Genomic DNA, 15541 nt, shown 5'->3' with positions numbered 1-15541 from the left:
ACCACTAGATAACGCTCTTTCCAACCGACTTATTTAAAACTACTACTCCAAATAAGGTTATAATCTAAAATAACAAGTAGTCTACCTTGAAAAAAATTTTTCTGACCCTAAATATATATACAGATAATATTTCATTAGGGGGAAAATTAATGGATATAAATAAGTTTACGATAAAGTTACAAGAAGCCCTTGCTGAAGCTCAGTCCTATGCTTTCCAACAAAAAGCAACTGAGTTTACATCAGCACACATGCTAAAAGCTCTCTTGGAACAAAATGATAGTGTTGCTATAGCCATATTAAGTGTTTGCGGAGTTGATACGCAAAACTTTATAAAAGCTGTAAATGATATGGTTGATAGTGTTGCTGTATTGTCTGGAGAAGGTAATCCTCAAGTCACACCATCTAGAGATCTAGTAACTACACTACATAAGATGCAAGAGCTTGCTAACAAAAATGGCGATGAGTTTATCTCGAGTGAGATTTTCTTATTAGCTTCTGTAGAAGACAAAAGTTTAACTGGGCTGTATAGTAAATTTGGTATTACAAAAGAAAAACTTACAAAAGCAGTCAACGATTATCGCGGAGGGGAAAAAGTGAGTAGTCAAAATCAAGAAGATATGAAAGGCGCATTAGACAAATACACTGTAGATCTAACTGATCTAGCTAAAAAAGGTAAAATTGACCCAATCATTGGTAGAGATAGCGAGATCCGTAGAACTATACAAGTATTACAAAGAAGAACTAAAAATAATCCTGTGCTTATAGGTGAGCCAGGTGTTGGTAAAACTGCAATTGTTGAAGGTCTCGCACAACGAATTATCAATAATGAAGTTCCAGAAGGTATTAAAGGCAAAAAAGTACTATCTTTGGATATGGGAGCATTACTAGCAGGAGCTAAATTTAGAGGTGACTTCGAAGAGAGATTAAAATCTGTACTAAAAGAACTAGCAAAACAAGAAGGTAATGTAATTCTATTTATAGATGAGATACACACTATGGTTGGTGCTGGTAAATCTGAAGGCTCCATGGATGCAGGTAATATGCTTAAGCCAGCTCTAGCAAGAGGCGAGCTAAAATGTGTTGGTGCAACTACTCTGGATGAATATAGAGAACATGTTGAAAAAGATCCTGCTCTTGAAAGAAGATTCCAAAAAGTGTTAGTTGATGAACCAACTGTTGAAGATACTATCGCTATACTTAGAGGTCTAAAAGAAAGATACGAACTACACCATGGTGTAAATATTACAGACTCTGCTATTGTGAGTGCTGCTACCTTATCACATAGATATATTACAGATAGACAGCTTCCTGACAAGGCTATTGATCTAGTAGATGAAGCAGCCAGTCAAATACGTATGGAGATTGATTCTAAGCCAGAAAAAATGGAGAGCTTATACCGCAGAATCATTCAATTAAAAATGCAACGTGAGCAACTAAAAAAAGAAAAAGATGACGCTACTAAAAAACGTTTAGAAATACTAGAATCTGAGATAAAAGGTTTAGAGTCTGAATACAAAGGTTTTGAAGAGCTCTGGAAGGCTGAGAAGCTTAAGATGCAAGGAGCTAGCAAGCTTAAAGAAAAACTTGAAAAGGCTAAATTTGAGTTAGAAAAATACCAAAGAACAGGTGATCTTACAAAAATGTCTGAGCTGCAATATGGTGTAATACCTGAGCTTGAAACTCAGATTAAACAAATAGAAGCAACAGAAGCAGAACCTTCTGAAAATAAACTAGTAAGAACATCTGTTACAGAAAACGAAATTGCTGACGTGGTCTCAAAAGCTACTGGAATACCTGTATCTAAGATGATGGAAGGAGAGAAAGACAAACTGCTAAATATGGAAAGCTTCTTACACAAAAGAGTTATTGGACAAGATCAAGCTATAAAAGCAGTATCTAATGCTGTTAGAAGATCTCGCTCTGGATTATCAGATCCAAATAGACCTATAGGTTCATTTATGTTCTTAGGTCCAACAGGTGTTGGTAAAACCGAGCTTACAAAAGCATTAGCAGAATTCTTATTTGATGACCAGGATGCAATGCTTAGAGTAGATATGTCTGAGTTTATGGAGAAGCATTCTGTAGCTAGACTAATCGGAGCTCCTCCAGGATATGTTGGTTATGAACAAGGTGGTTATTTAACTGAGCATGTTAGAAGAAGACCTTATTCTGTAATATTGCTAGATGAGGTTGAAAAAGCTCATGCAGATGTATTTAACATATTGCTACAAGTATTGGATGATGGTCGTTTGACAGATGGTCAAGGTAGAACAGTAGACTTTAAAAACACTGTAATAGTTATGACTTCTAACCTTGGTTCACATAGAATCCAAGAGATGCAAGGTCAAGACTATGAAACAGTCAAAGATGCTGTAATGGAAATGGTGCTTAGCCACTTCAGACCTGAGTTTGTAAACAGGGTTGATGATGCTATAGTATTTGAACCTCTGAACAAAGAAATGATAACTGAAATAGCTAAGATACAAATTAAGCGTTTAGAAAAACGTCTAACAGATCTAAGCATAAGTTTAGAAGTAACCGCTAAAGCTATGGATAAAATTGCAGATGCTGGATTTGATCCCGTGTTTGGTGCTAGACCACTTAAACGAGCTATCCAAAATAGCTTAGAAAATCCTCTAGCTCTTAAGCTACTAGACGGTGAGTTTAAAGCTGAAGATAAGATAGTTGTTGATGTGAATACCGATAATAATATTGTTTTTTCTAAATAATTTTCTTCTAAAACCTTTCTTTTTAATTTATTATTTAATTCTTAAATTAATAACTGCTTTAAATCATGAAGAAATTAACTGTTTTATTTATAGGACTTTTTTTATCGTTTTTTATTTATGCTGATGATATTGAGGCTCCTAGTTGTGCTGGCGACTATTTGGAAGGTCGTGTTATCAGTGGATTAACATACCAATCCGGAAAAACACAAAAAGGCATTGAACTTAGCCATACTAAGTTCAATATCAAAGCAACAGATGGAAAAACTTATGAAGTATCTGTAGATAATGTTTTCACTAATGACTACAGTGCAACAACTATACCATACTCATTGAAAGAAAGACTTCAGGATAATACTAAAGTACAACTTTGTGGTGAGAAATACACAGATGGAACAGGTATACATTGGGTACATACAGAATGTCCAGCAGAAAATAATGTTGAGGGCTATGTTGTTGTAAACGGTGTAAACCTTACATCAAGTAAGCAGTATTGTTATATTTTTTAAGCTTACTTTTATATGAAATATATTATAGAATATTAATTCTCTTTACTATTTTTTCTTATTGTTCTGCTACTAAAAAATCTTACATACTTTTTATCTTTACAGAAATTAAGGTGTATAATAATCACTAAATTTTAAAAAATTTTTGTAGTTGTTCTAATGAAAAAAATCATTACTTTTGTTTTATTTATTGCCTCTGTTACTATTTATGCAGTACCTTTATATCAGAACATTCCTGGAATATCTAACCAAGATAATCAACGTATAAAGCAAACTCTAGAAAAATACGAGAACTATCAAGGTAGAAAGGTTGCGACCTTTGATGCTGATGGAACAGTTATTGGACAAGTTCCATATTATCTTGCAGATGTAGCAATTTATGATTATGCACTTAGCCATACAGGCAAGAAATTAGAATTAATAAAGAAAATGACCTCTACCTCAAACACATCAAATGACTATCTAACTCAAAGAGTAGATTATCTCTCTGGACTAGCTCCTGAGGAAATTACCGAACTAGGTAATAAAACTTTTAATAAGTACTTTAAAGATAAAATCTATCCAAACATCAAGTTACTTATCCAAAACCTAAAAAACTATGGCTTTGAGGTTTGGGTTATTAGTGCTTCACCAGAGCTTCTATACCAAGGTTTCTTATCAAAAGAGCTAGGAATACCTGTTACTCATATTATAGGTACTAAGTCTGTAGTTAGTAATGGAATTGCAACAAGCAAGATAGTTTTACCAGTTCCTCAAGACGAAGGCAAAGCTGACGCTATAGAAACAATCATCAAAGCCAAGCCAATTTTAGCAGCAGGTAATAGCCAAAGCGATGTAGAAATGCTTAATAGTAGTAGTGCTTTAAAAGTTATTGTAAACCCTAATGATAGTGAAAAAGTAGACTATCTTGGTGGCCAAACACTAAAAGAATATGCGAGAAATAATAATTGGATAATAGCAAAAGCTAATGATACGATTGATGTTGCTAACTATAAAGATATGGCAAGCTATAAATTCCACATCAAACAAAATGAAGTAAATAAGGTACCAGCATAAAATTAAAAAACTATCTTAATCATATTAGTATTTTCTAAGCATTCTTCTTTTAAAGCATTCCCTATTCATTTATTATCTAGCATAAAAAGTACTAGACTCTCACAGCTATGAAAAAGCATTTAATAAAAGTATTTTTTTCTGTAAGCATTTTTTCTTATTGTTTTACTGCTGAAAAAATACCACTATATATCTCAGCAGATTTAACACCTCAATCAAGAGTAGCGCTTGAGAAGGAGGTTGGTAAGCTATGCTTCTCTAACAAAGGTCTCAAAAAGAATGAGTATTTAGACCATACAACTATTACGTATGCACCTAGCAAAGCTATTTTTGATAAATATCAAAAGATAGCTCCAGCTGGAGATAAAATGACAATCAAACCATACAAACTGTGTTGGTCTGAAAATTTTGGTGTTGAAGCGGCTCTTGTTAACTTATACAATTCAAAAGACAAAAAAATTCCTTCGACTAATAAATATCAACATGTAACCATCGCAACAAATGGCAAGCCTCCTGTTGCAGGTAACTATCTTTTTGAGAAAGCGGAAAAAGGCTATAATGACCAAGATAAAATTACAGATCTTAAATGCAAAAAGCTATCTAACTTATCTCTTGATGCAATAAGCACATATCACTACAGTTAATTTTTTAAATTCAAATTTGCAGCTTTTATATATTGTTGCCAATCATAACTTGTTAAGTCATGACCGCCAGATCTTATGTGATAACTAACAATACCTATAACCGGCTTATTTACTTTAGGTTGTGATTTAGGAAGATTTACACTTTCTCCATAAAGCTTGTATACAGGAGCAGTCGCTTTAGTTGCTAAAAATGCTCCTTTTGGATCTGCCCATTGATCATCTTTAGCACTTGCTACATATAATGGTCGTGGTGCTATTAAGTCTAATAACATATGTTGATCAACTGGCAAAGCCTTTGTATCTTTATTATATTCTTTAAACTTGCTTGTAAACCAATAAGGGAACTCTGTATTTATTGAATATAGAGTCTCACCATAATTACGCCTTGATAAGCTTGCTCCACCTGTACCAGAATCATTTGATATAACCATAGCAAACTTTTGATCTAAAGCAGCTGCCCACAAAGCTGTCTTACCTAATCTTGAATGTCCGAAAACTATTATCTCTTTTTGATTTACAAGCGGTTCTTGTTTTAAAGTATCAGAGATATTTATAAGTCCCCATGCCCATAAACTAATAGCAGAATATTTTTTATAATTTTTTATGCTTTTTGAGACATTTGTATAAAGTTTTTCAGCATTATCTGGTGCAATATCTCCATAATATGCAGTAACAAAACCATAACCATTGCCTATAATATTTTTTAAATCAAAACGACGATAATTGAAGCCTCTTGCTTTAGCTGTAAAATGACCATCAGCTATTGTCCCTTTTGGATCTGTTGTTTTTGCACAAGTTACAGGATTAGCCCAGTTTTTGTTAATTAAAATGTTAGGATCCGATGTAATACTTTGATTACCACAAAAGTTATAACCTAAGAATATTGGATAACTTTTTTTGTTTTGTTTGGGGAAATACATTAGCAAATTAACTTTAGTTTTTCCTATATAAACAACCACTTGCTTTTCTATAGCTTTATCACCCAACGCATGATCATTTTCTTGGATAACTTTATATGTAAGTTTCAGGTTATCGCTAGGCACATTTCCATAAACATTTTCTTTAAAAAGCTGTATTATTTGCTCTCTACGCTTTTGCCACTCTTTTACAGTTTTAACTTCTGTACCATCATTCATTTTTAATGCATCAGGTAGTGTATATGATTGAACCTTATTCTCATCATAATTAACTGGTCCTATAGCATAGCTACTCAAAGCTATTAGGCTAACTGCTGAGAATAGAAAAACTTTTTTACAAAGAGACATACGAAGATTTTTATATGCATAATTATAGAGTATTATTTAAATATGATTTTTTATCAAGAAATTTAAATATGGATAAATTAAGTAATTTGAAAATAATGCTACTCGGCTCAGGAGAGCTTGGTAAAGAATTTATAATAGCTGCTCAAAGATTAGGTATACATACGATAGCTGTTGATCGATATGAGAATGCTCCAGCAATGCAAGTTGCTCATGAAAGTCATGTGATAAATATGCTAAATGCCAATGAACTAGAAAAACTAATCCTAGAAAAAGCACCTACTCATATAGTCCCTGAAATAGAAGCTATAAATACAGATGCTTTGATAAGATTAGAAAAGCAAGGTTTTAATATAATCCCTTGTGCTAAGGCTACTAAGTTAACTATGGACCGCCAAGGTATAAGAGCTTTAGCAGCACAAGAGCTCAATTTACCAACATCAAAATTTGCTTTTGCCAGGAATGAAAAAGAGTATTTGGAAGCAATAGAATATGTAGGAACACCTTTTGTTATAAAGCCGGTAATGAGTTCATCTGGTAAAGGACAGTCTATAGTGACAAATCCTGATAATATTTATAAAGCTTGGGAATATGCTCACACAGCATCCAGAGGTCATGCAAATAGCGTAATAGTTGAGCAGTTTATTGATTTTGACTATGAAATAACTCTTCTTACGGTTAAACATAAAGATGGTACGAGCTTTTGTGATCCTATTGGCCATATACAACAAGATGGCGACTATAGGTTCTCATGGCAACCACATGCTATGTCTAAGATGGCACTAGCAAAGTCTCAAGATATCGCTAAAAAAATAACTGATGCTCTTGGTGGCTATGGTATTTTTGGGGTTGAGATTTTTGTTAAAGGAGATGATGTTTTTTTCAATGAAGTTTCTCCACGCCCTCATGATACAGGCATGGTGACATTAATATCACAAAATATTAATGAATTTGAACTACATCTTCGTGCAATACTTGGTCTACCAACTCCTCAAATAGAAACTCTACAGCCTTCTGCATCTGCAGCAATACTACTTGAAGGAGACTCTGATAATGCTAATATCTCAGGTATAGATAAAGCTTTAACTATACCAAATATAGATATCAAAAGCTTTGGTAAAAAAGAAATACATGGCAAACGTCGTATGGGTGTAGTTTTAGCAAAAGGCGAAAATACAAAAGAGGCTTTAGAATCAACTAAAAATGCTTTAAGGTATATCTCTCTAACTAAGTAAATTAAATATTTCTAATTAAAATCCCAAAACTATCAAAGCAATTAGTAATTTTAAATAATTAATTTCAATAATAAAAGATACTAGTAGCTAGTCAACTCTCTTATTTATAGAGAATGTCCAAAACCAAAATATAAGAGCATAAACTCCCCACCACTCTACAATACTATGATTAGCTGTTGTTTGATCCATAAACACCGACCAAATAGAAAATGCTGCTGTAATTAATATAGCTATTCTACGAAGAATTACGGGAGCTTTATTTACTTTATGAGTATATTTAAATTCAATTATTGTATACCAAACCTGACAGATGCTCATCGTTACAAAAAATACAGCAACAGCTTTTAGATGAAGTTTCATCAAAGTATTTTGCCCATCTATTACAGCTGTACCTATTATTAGCCCAATACAACCAACAATAGCCAAAAATAACATTATTTTGCCCTGCTTAATTATAGAGCTATTATTATTACTTATTTGAACTAACCATTGCTGGATAAAGAAAAATATAACAGCCATCAAAGTTGCTGTTGGAATTAGTATAGCTTTTAACATGTAGTTTTCATAAGAGGAGAATCCAGCATGCGTAATATCGGAACACCCTGATATAAAAGGATTACATAATGTATTATGGTCATTAAATATTGATACAAGATAAGTCACAAAAAACAAAATCGCGACCGAAATCGTCGTAATAGCTATAAGTTTTCTTGGGTCAAGCTCCGCTTTCATATATTTATTATTTACCAAAATTTTAAAAAAATCTAAATGCTATAGTACCACTTGTTTATAAGCATTTCTAACTCTAAATCTATTTTTATAATATAGTAATGAGAAGCTATTAATATTTACCTTTTGTATTTCTATGCTATAATCTGTGGGTTTCTTTAAGGCTAATAACGAGCAAAAAACGAAAGGATTTATAAAATGCCATTTGTAGTTACTGAAAATTGTATCAAATGTAAATACGGAGATTGTGTTGAAGTTTGTCCTGTAGATTGTTTCTATGAAGGACCAAATATGCTTGTAATCAATCCTGATGAATGTATTGACTGTGCTCTTTGTGAGCCTGAATGTCCTGTTGATGCTATAAAATCTAGCGATGATTTAAATGAAAAAGAAGAACAAATGTTAGACCTAAACAGAGATTTAGCTAATGTTTGGCCAAACATTGTAGAAAAATGTGAACCATGTGAAGACGCTGACAACTGGGCATCTGTGTCAGATAAACTAAAGTATCTGGAGAAATAATTCTCCTAAAATCTACAATTTTTTCTTATCGCTTAATATTTTTTTGCCAACAGTTTTTATTCAAAAAGTGTATAATAATGAAATGAAAAATGACCTCATAATGAGGTTGTAGTTGTATACAACTATTTTTTAAACAAAATTTTACGGAGATTAATTAATGAAATCTTTTCTTAAAAAGATTTGGAATGTTCTAATGTGGTTGAGAATGACAGCTTTCCAACTATACTCTTTTGCTGTAATTGGCGGCTGCTGTATTCTTATAAATATATTTACCTTTTTAAAACTTCCTTTATCTTGGCGAATGGCTGTTTGCTATGTCTGGACATATTTATATTGGATTGGCATGCTAGTATTTTTACAAGTATATATCCGTGTAACTGGTAAGATTAATATAGACCATGACTACCCCTGCATATATGTATCGAAGCACCAATCAATGCTTGAAACATTTATGTTTTACGGTTTTATTGGCAAATGTCACTTCATCATGAAGAAAGAGCTTTTTGATGCTCCTATATTTGGCCCTGCTATGAGAAACCTAGGTAGTATTGCTATTGACAGAGAAAAGCCTCGTGAATCTCTAAAAAAGGTTGTAACAGATGGTAAACAAAGTCTTGCTGATGGAATTAATGTTGTTATATTCCCAGAAGGAACTCGTGTTGAAGTTGGCGAATATCCTGAGTTTCAACGTTCTGCTATGAAACTAGCTTCAGATGCTAACGCATTTATCATACCTGTAGCACATAATTTTGGTAGATTTTTTCCTAAAAAATGGGGACAAGTTATCAAACCAGGTATAGCTCGTATGGATTTTGGTAAAAGAATTGAACCAACAGATTTTGACTCTAAAGGTCTAACAAGCTACTGTCATAAAATAATAACTGAGAAGACAAAAGAGTTTAAAGGTTAAAAGGAAAAATTATGAAAAAAGCTCTTCATTTGCTATTAGTCGCTAGAATGCAGATTTTTAAGCTATATGCTTATATAGTATTGCTATTATGCTGTATCTTAATGAATATAGTAGGTGTTTTAGGAGCATCTCTAAAAGTTCGTCTTTTTGTATGCTGGATATGGTCTTGTTTATATAGATTAGGAGCTTTAATTCTTCTACAAATCTATGTAAAAATAGATGGTAAGGAAAATATTCCTGATTACCCTTGTATTTATGTTTCAAAACATCAATCAATGCTTGAGACTTTTGTTTTTTATGGACTAGTCCGTAACTGTTGTTTTGTGATGAAACAAGAGCTATTAGAAAAGCCTATTTTTGGTAAAGCAAATCAATTTGGTGAAGCTATAGGCGTAGATAGAGAAAAAGGGCTATCAGCAATTAAAAAAGTTCTTGAAGATGGTAAGGATAGAGTTAAAAACAAAAACCTGAGTATTATAATTTTTCCAGAAGGAACAAGAGTGCCTGTTGGGGAATATCCAAAATTCCATCGCTCAGCAATGAAACTAGCAACGGTAACAGGTATTCCTATAGTACCAGTAGCACATAACTTCGGATTGTACTTCGGTCGCAAAAAAGGTGACTTTGTAAAACCAGGTATCGCTCGTATGTCTTTTGAAAAAGCTATAGATCCAAAAAATCACTCTGTAGCTGAGCTTACAGATATGTGCTATGACATCATAAATGACAAAACAAAATCATTTGGAGGATAGACTCCTATCAAAAAGAGAAATTAGCTATTATCGGATTGTGATCAGATATCTTTTGACAATCTAAGACACAAGCTTTTTCAAGATTTAGTCCTCTATATAGTACGAAATCTAAATGATTTTTCTGAAATGATTTTATAAGATTAGGCTCATCTAAAAAAGCTACTTTAAAACCAAACTCTCTACAGAAATCTTTTATTAACTTAATACGTTTTCTATTCCAAGTATTAAAGTCACCTGCAATTATTATTGGGTATTTATACTTTTCTGGATTTATAAACTCTTTTATCTTTTCAAACTCATACTCATAAACCTTATTACTCTTAAAATTTATGGCATGAATATTTACTACTACTACTTTTTGATTACAAATATTAAAATGCGTAATTAATGAAGCTTTGTGAGTATTAATCACTGATTCGCGATGAGTTGTCAATATTTTGACATTTTTTAAAGTAGGATAATGACTAACATTTGCTACACCATAATTATGTGTGCGTAAGATTATATTTGAAGCAAAATTTATATCAAACTGCTCTATTGGAAATTTAGTATCTGAATGGTGAACTGCTTCTTGTAAACAAAAAATATCAATATTATGTTCAAAATATATCTGTCTAATATATGTTTTAAAAAGCTCAGTATTCTTATAGTCTATCTTATAAGTGTTCCAACTCATCAAAGAAAAAGTATCAAACGTTTCCTCACCTAAACTGCTTTTGAACATTTAGCCACCATAATTAAATAGCTTCGTAAAACTATTATAACTTAAAATAATTAAGATAGTTCATGCTTAATTGATCTTTATAAATGATATATCTAAGCTCAAAATATCTTTCTAGCCTTATCTAAATAAACAAGGTTTCTAATAAACTTAATTATATTGCTACAGCTACATTTAAAGTGCTTAACTTTTAGTTTTAATATTATAAATTTTTTGATAATATTTGGTTTATTTTCTTCACTCTCGAGATAGTATGCATATATACAAAAGCTTTATAGACGGTCAATTTGTTTCTAATAAATCAGGCAATGTTTTTGATAAAATAAATCCAGCAACAGGTAAGGTTATTTATCAAGTTGAAGAAGCTGATGATTATATTATTACCTTAGCTATTAAATCTGCTCAAGAAGCTTTTGTAAAATGGTCTAAAATATCTCAAATAGAAAGAACAAGAATTCTACAAAAAGCAGTATCCCTTTTGAGAAAGTACAATGATTCTCTTGCAGAAGTTGAGGTACTAGATACAGGTAAGCCTCTTCAAGAAGCTATAGAGGTAGATATCCAAACAGGCGCTGATGCAATTGAATATTTTGCAAACCTTGCTCACAGTATTACTGGTATCCAGCAACAAGTAGGAGAAGATTTCTTTTATACACGCCGTGAACCTCTAGGTGTTACACTAGGTATTGGAGCATGGAACTACCCTCTACAGATTGCATGCTGGAAGTCTGCACCAGCTCTTGCTAGTGGTAATGTAATGATATTTAAACCTTCAGAAGAAACTCCTCTAGGAGCTATTAAACTTGCCGAGATTTTTATGGAGGCTGGTGTCCCTGCTGGTGTGTTCAATGTAGTACAAGGTGCTGCAGAAGTTGGTAAAAAACTAGTTAATTCCCCAGAGATTGAAAAAGTATCGTTTACAGGCGAAGTTGGTACAGGTAAAAAGGTCATGTCAGCTGCGGCTGCTAGTCTAAAGGAAGTCACAATGGAGCTAGGAGGTAAATCACCTCTTATAGTTTTTGATGATGCTAATATTGATGAAGCTGTTACAGCAGCTATGCTTGGTAACTTTTATACTCAAGGTGAAGTATGTACCAACTGTACTAGAGTTTATTTACATGAAAATATTTATGATAGCTTTATTGAAAAATTAGTTACGCGTACAAACGAAAACATAATTGCAGATAACCCTTTAAATATGAAAACTAACTTAGGAGCTTTGATTAGTCAAAAGCACATGAATCTAGTTTTAGATTATATTCAAAAAGGTAAAGATGATGGTGCTACACTCATAACAGGAGGAAATAGAATTACTTCTGAAAGTTGCAAAGATGGCTACTTTGTTGAACCAACAATATTTGTAGATTGCACTGATGAAATGACTATTGTTAAAGAGGAAATCTTTGGTCCAGTAATGAGTATATTAAAATTCTCTGATGAAGAAGAGGTTATCTCAAGAGCAAATGATACAAAACTAGGACTTGCTGCTGGTATATTTACAAATGATATTCGTAAAGCTCATCGAGTGATTCATCAAATACAAGCTGGTATCTGCTGGGTAAATGCTTATGGTGCTTCACCAAGTGAGATGCCTGTTGGTGGTTATAAACTCTCTGGAGTTGGGCGTGAGAATGGTATCGAAGCTCTAAATCATTATACTCAAACAAAGTCTATATATGTTGGTATGGCAAAACTAGAAGGCCCTTTTTAGAAAATGCAAAAAAAGTTTGACTTTATAATCGTAGGAGCAGGATCAGCCGGTTGTGTACTTGCTAATCGATTGTCAGAAAATCCAAACAATAGAGTTTTACTAGTTGAGAGTGGTGGTAGTGATAAGAGTATCTTTATCAAAATGCCTACTGCACTATCTTACCCAATGAATACTAAAAAATATGCTTGGCAATTCCATACAGTGCAAGAACCTTACCTTGACAATCGTGTTATGCATTGCCCACGTGGTAAAGTTATGGGAGGATCATCATCTATAAATGGTATGGTATTTGTTAGAGGTCATAAAAAAGATTTCGATGAATGGGAACAATCTGGTGCAAAAGGTTGGAACTACAATAATTGTCTACCATATTTTAAAAAAATGGAAAGCTACTTTGGTGGTGCAAATGAATATCGTGGCGATAGTGGTCCAATAGCTGTTACGAATGGTAATGGTATGACTAATCCACTTTATAATGCTTTTATAAAAGCTGGTCAGCAAGCAGGCTATCCATATAATCCTGATTATAATGCTGAAGAACAGTACGGCTTCTCACCAATGCAAATGTCTGTCAAAAATGGTGTTAGATGCTCTACAAGTCATGCTTATATAGATCCAATAAAATCTCGCAATAACCTAACTATAATTACAAAAGCTACAACTCAAAAAATACTTTTTGAAAGCAAAAAAGCCATTGGTATAAAAATAAACCATAAAGGTAAAGAACTAATCATAAAAGCTAACAAAGAAGTAGTTATAAGCTCTGGTTCAATTGGCTCGCCACATTTGTTACAAGTATCTGGTATAGGTGATAAAGAAGAGCTTAAGCAGGCCGGTATAGATGTTATTCATCATCTACCAGGTGTTGGCAAAAACTTACAAGATCATCTAGAGTTTTATTTTCAGTTTAAATGTAAAAAGCCAATTACTCTTAATGGCAAACTAGACTTATGGTCTAAATTTAAAATTGGTGTGAACTGGATATTATTCAAAAAAGGTCTTGGCATTACTAACCATTTTGAAGCATGTGCATTTATACCATCAAGTTTAAGTGATAAGTCTTGGCCAGATATTCAATATCATTTTCTACCAGCGGCTATGCGCTATGATGGTCGTGCAGCATTCAAAGGACACGGATTCCAAGTACATGTTGGGCAAAATAAACCTAAAAGCACAGGTTATGTAAAATCTTTAACTGCTGATATAAGCGATGCTCCTGAAATCAAATTTAATTATCTAGAACATAAGGATGATGTCATTGGTTTTAGAGATTGTGTAAAACTAACACGAAAAATAATTTCTCAATCAGCTTTTGATGAATACCATGATGGTGAAATCCAACCAGGCGATCACATACAAACAGATGAACAAATAGATGAATTTATAAGATCTCATGTTGAGAGTGCTTATCACCCAACATGTACTTGTAAAATTGGCTCTGATAAGATGTCTGTAGTTGATGAAAATCTTAAAATTCATGGTTTAGAAAGCATTAGAGTTGTCGATTCATCAGTCTTCCCAACTATTCCTAATGGTAATCTAAATGCTCCTACTATAATGGTTGCAGAAAGAGCCGCTGATATTATCTTAGATAAGTAATCTATTACTCAGAATCTTTTGCTATAAATCTTAAAACTAAATATCCAAGTACTCCTGAAAGGATCGAGCCAATAATAACACCTACTTTTACTGCATTAAAAGTATAGTTATCATCAAAAGCTAAACCACCAATAAATAAGCTCATTGTAAACCCTATACCACACAACAGGCTTATACCATAAATTTGAGAATAAGAAAAATCCTTTCCTAATTTAAAAAGTTTCACTTTCTTTAAAACTGCTAAAACAGAAAAAATACCTAACTGTTTACCAATAAACAATCCTAAAATAATTCCTAAAGTTACAGGCTCAAATATAATAGAAAAACCAATACCTGCAAAGCTAACTCCCGCATTTGCAAAAGCAAAAATAGGTAATATAAAAAACACAACCCAAGGGGTAAGAGATTCCTCTATAAAGCTAGCTGGACAATTATCATCCCCTTCTTTAAAAGGGATACATATAGCTGTAGCAACACCTGCCAATGTTGCATGAACTCCTGATTTAATCGTACAAAACCATGCTAAAAACCCAAGTACAATATATACAGAACTTCTTTTAACCTTAAAAACCCTATTACAAATGATCATCATGATAATGAAAACAGAACCCAATAATAAAGATACTATAGATAATGACTTTGTATAGAAGATAGCAATAATAGCTATTGCAGCAATATCATCAAAAACAGCTATTATAATTACCAAAAGCTTTAATTTAGGAGGTATTCTAGAACCTAGTAATGCTAAAATTCCTAGAGTGAATGCTATATCTGTTGCTGATGGTATAGCCCAACCATTTAGATTATTAATATTTTTAAAATTTATTAATATATAAATTATGCTTGGCAACATTAAGCCTGCTAATGCTGCAATAGCTGGGACTATAATATTTGCTGATCTAGATAAAGCTCCAACTATCATTTCTCTTTTTATTTCTAATCCTATATAGAGAAAATATATAGCCATCAATCCATCATTAATCCAATGCATTAAGTTCTTATCTATTACTAGGTTTTCAACACCTAGCTTTACATTTACAGTTTCAAGCATTCCATAATAAGAAGATAACGAAGAATTATTTACAAAAATAGCCAATAGAGCAGCAGTAAATAGAATCAATCCTCCGATAATGTCTTGGTTTTTTTGTTTTGCTTCCATCTGTTTAGTTTT

14 protein-coding genes are annotated in these 15541 nt (G+C 32.7%); 10 read left to right on the top strand and 4 right to left on the bottom strand.

What is annotated here, in order from left to right:
• The first annotated feature begins 149 nt into the window (after positions 1-149).
• From clpB to QI37_RS06225, 4 genes are all read left to right on the top strand, one after another.
• Positions 150-2729 carry an ATP-dependent chaperone ClpB gene (clpB, locus tag QI37_RS06240; RefSeq protein ID WP_040009609.1) on the top strand — a complete coding sequence of 860 codons (2580 nt, stop codon included), beginning with the start codon at positions 150-152 and terminating at the stop codon, positions 2727-2729.
• A gap of 65 nt (positions 2730-2794) precedes the next feature.
• Positions 2795-3235: a hypothetical protein gene (locus tag QI37_RS06235; RefSeq protein ID WP_040009607.1), complete on the top strand. Its 441-nt coding sequence runs from the start codon at positions 2795-2797 to the stop codon at positions 3233-3235.
• A gap of 156 nt (positions 3236-3391) precedes the next feature.
• Positions 3392-4288 carry an HAD family hydrolase gene (locus QI37_RS06230; RefSeq protein WP_040009605.1) on the top strand — a complete coding sequence of 299 codons (897 nt, stop codon included), beginning with the start codon at positions 3392-3394 and terminating at the stop codon, positions 4286-4288.
• A 107-nt stretch (positions 4289-4395) separates the two neighbouring features.
• Positions 4396-4929, top strand: coding sequence for a hypothetical protein (locus QI37_RS06225; RefSeq protein WP_040009602.1), 534 nt, complete (start codon positions 4396-4398; stop codon positions 4927-4929).
• On the opposite strand, the gene QI37_RS06220 is transcribed toward QI37_RS06225, so the two are convergent.
• Positions 4926-6194, bottom strand: a complete 1269-nt coding sequence (locus QI37_RS06220) for a glucuronyl esterase domain-containing protein (protein ID WP_040009599.1) — start codon at positions 6192-6194, stop codon at positions 4926-4928. The genes QI37_RS06225 and QI37_RS06220 overlap by 4 nt on opposite strands.
• A 68-nt stretch (positions 6195-6262) precedes the next feature.
• Between QI37_RS06220 and purT the strand changes: the two genes are divergently transcribed.
• Positions 6263-7426, top strand: a complete 1164-nt coding sequence (purT, locus tag QI37_RS06215; RefSeq protein ID WP_040010735.1) for a formate-dependent phosphoribosylglycinamide formyltransferase — start codon at positions 6263-6265, stop codon at positions 7424-7426.
• Positions 7427-7513: 87 nt separating this feature from the next.
• On the opposite strand, the gene QI37_RS06210 is transcribed toward purT, so the two are convergent.
• Positions 7514-8158: a Frag1/DRAM/Sfk1 family protein gene (locus tag QI37_RS06210; RefSeq protein WP_040009596.1), complete on the bottom strand. Its 645-nt coding sequence runs from the start codon at positions 8156-8158 to the stop codon at positions 7514-7516.
• Between the two features lie 195 nt (positions 8159-8353).
• Between QI37_RS06210 and fdxA the strand changes: the two genes are divergently transcribed.
• From fdxA to QI37_RS06195, 3 genes are all read left to right on the top strand, one after another.
• Positions 8354-8677, top strand: coding sequence for a ferredoxin FdxA (fdxA, locus tag QI37_RS06205; protein WP_040009594.1), 324 nt, complete (start codon positions 8354-8356; stop codon positions 8675-8677).
• Positions 8678-8834: 157 nt separating this feature from the next.
• Positions 8835-9587: a lysophospholipid acyltransferase family protein gene (locus QI37_RS06200; RefSeq protein WP_040009591.1), complete on the top strand. Its 753-nt coding sequence runs from the start codon at positions 8835-8837 to the stop codon at positions 9585-9587.
• An 11-nt stretch (positions 9588-9598) separates the two neighbouring features.
• A complete protein-coding gene (locus QI37_RS06195; RefSeq protein WP_040009589.1) occupies positions 9599-10339 on the top strand; it encodes a lysophospholipid acyltransferase family protein in 741 nt (246 codons plus the stop codon).
• Between the two features lie 7 nt (positions 10340-10346).
• Here the strand turns inward: QI37_RS06195 and QI37_RS06190 are convergent, their stop codons facing one another.
• Positions 10347-11063 (bottom strand): endonuclease/exonuclease/phosphatase family protein, encoded by a 717-nt coding sequence (locus tag QI37_RS06190; RefSeq protein WP_040009586.1) that lies wholly within the window; start codon positions 11061-11063, stop codon positions 10347-10349.
• A gap of 250 nt (positions 11064-11313) precedes the next feature.
• Here QI37_RS06190 and betB point away from each other — a divergent pair, with 250 nt between their 5' ends.
• Both betB and betA read left to right on the top strand, forming a co-directional pair.
• Entirely contained in the window at positions 11314-12771 is a 1458-nt protein-coding gene (gene betB, locus QI37_RS06185; protein ID WP_040009583.1) for a betaine-aldehyde dehydrogenase, read from the top strand.
• Between the two features lie 3 nt (positions 12772-12774).
• The gene (gene betA, locus QI37_RS06180; RefSeq protein ID WP_040010734.1) at positions 12775-14370 is read left to right on the top strand and encodes a choline dehydrogenase; all 1596 of its coding nucleotides are present in this window, start codon (positions 12775-12777) and stop codon (positions 14368-14370) included.
• A 4-nt stretch (positions 14371-14374) separates the two neighbouring features.
• On the opposite strand, the gene nhaA is transcribed toward betA, so the two are convergent.
• Positions 14375-15529 carry a Na+/H+ antiporter NhaA gene (nhaA, locus tag QI37_RS06175; protein ID WP_040009580.1) on the bottom strand — a complete coding sequence of 385 codons (1155 nt, stop codon included), beginning with the start codon at positions 15527-15529 and terminating at the stop codon, positions 14375-14377.
• Positions 15530-15541: the final 12 nt, after the last annotated feature.

The organism is Candidatus Francisella endociliophora (assembly GCF_000764555.1).
Taxonomy (GTDB): Bacteria; Pseudomonadota; Gammaproteobacteria; order Francisellales; family Francisellaceae; genus Francisella; species Francisella endociliophora.
The sequence above is the reverse complement of the archived record's forward strand: the minus strand, read 5'-3'. Positions and strand labels throughout refer to the sequence as shown.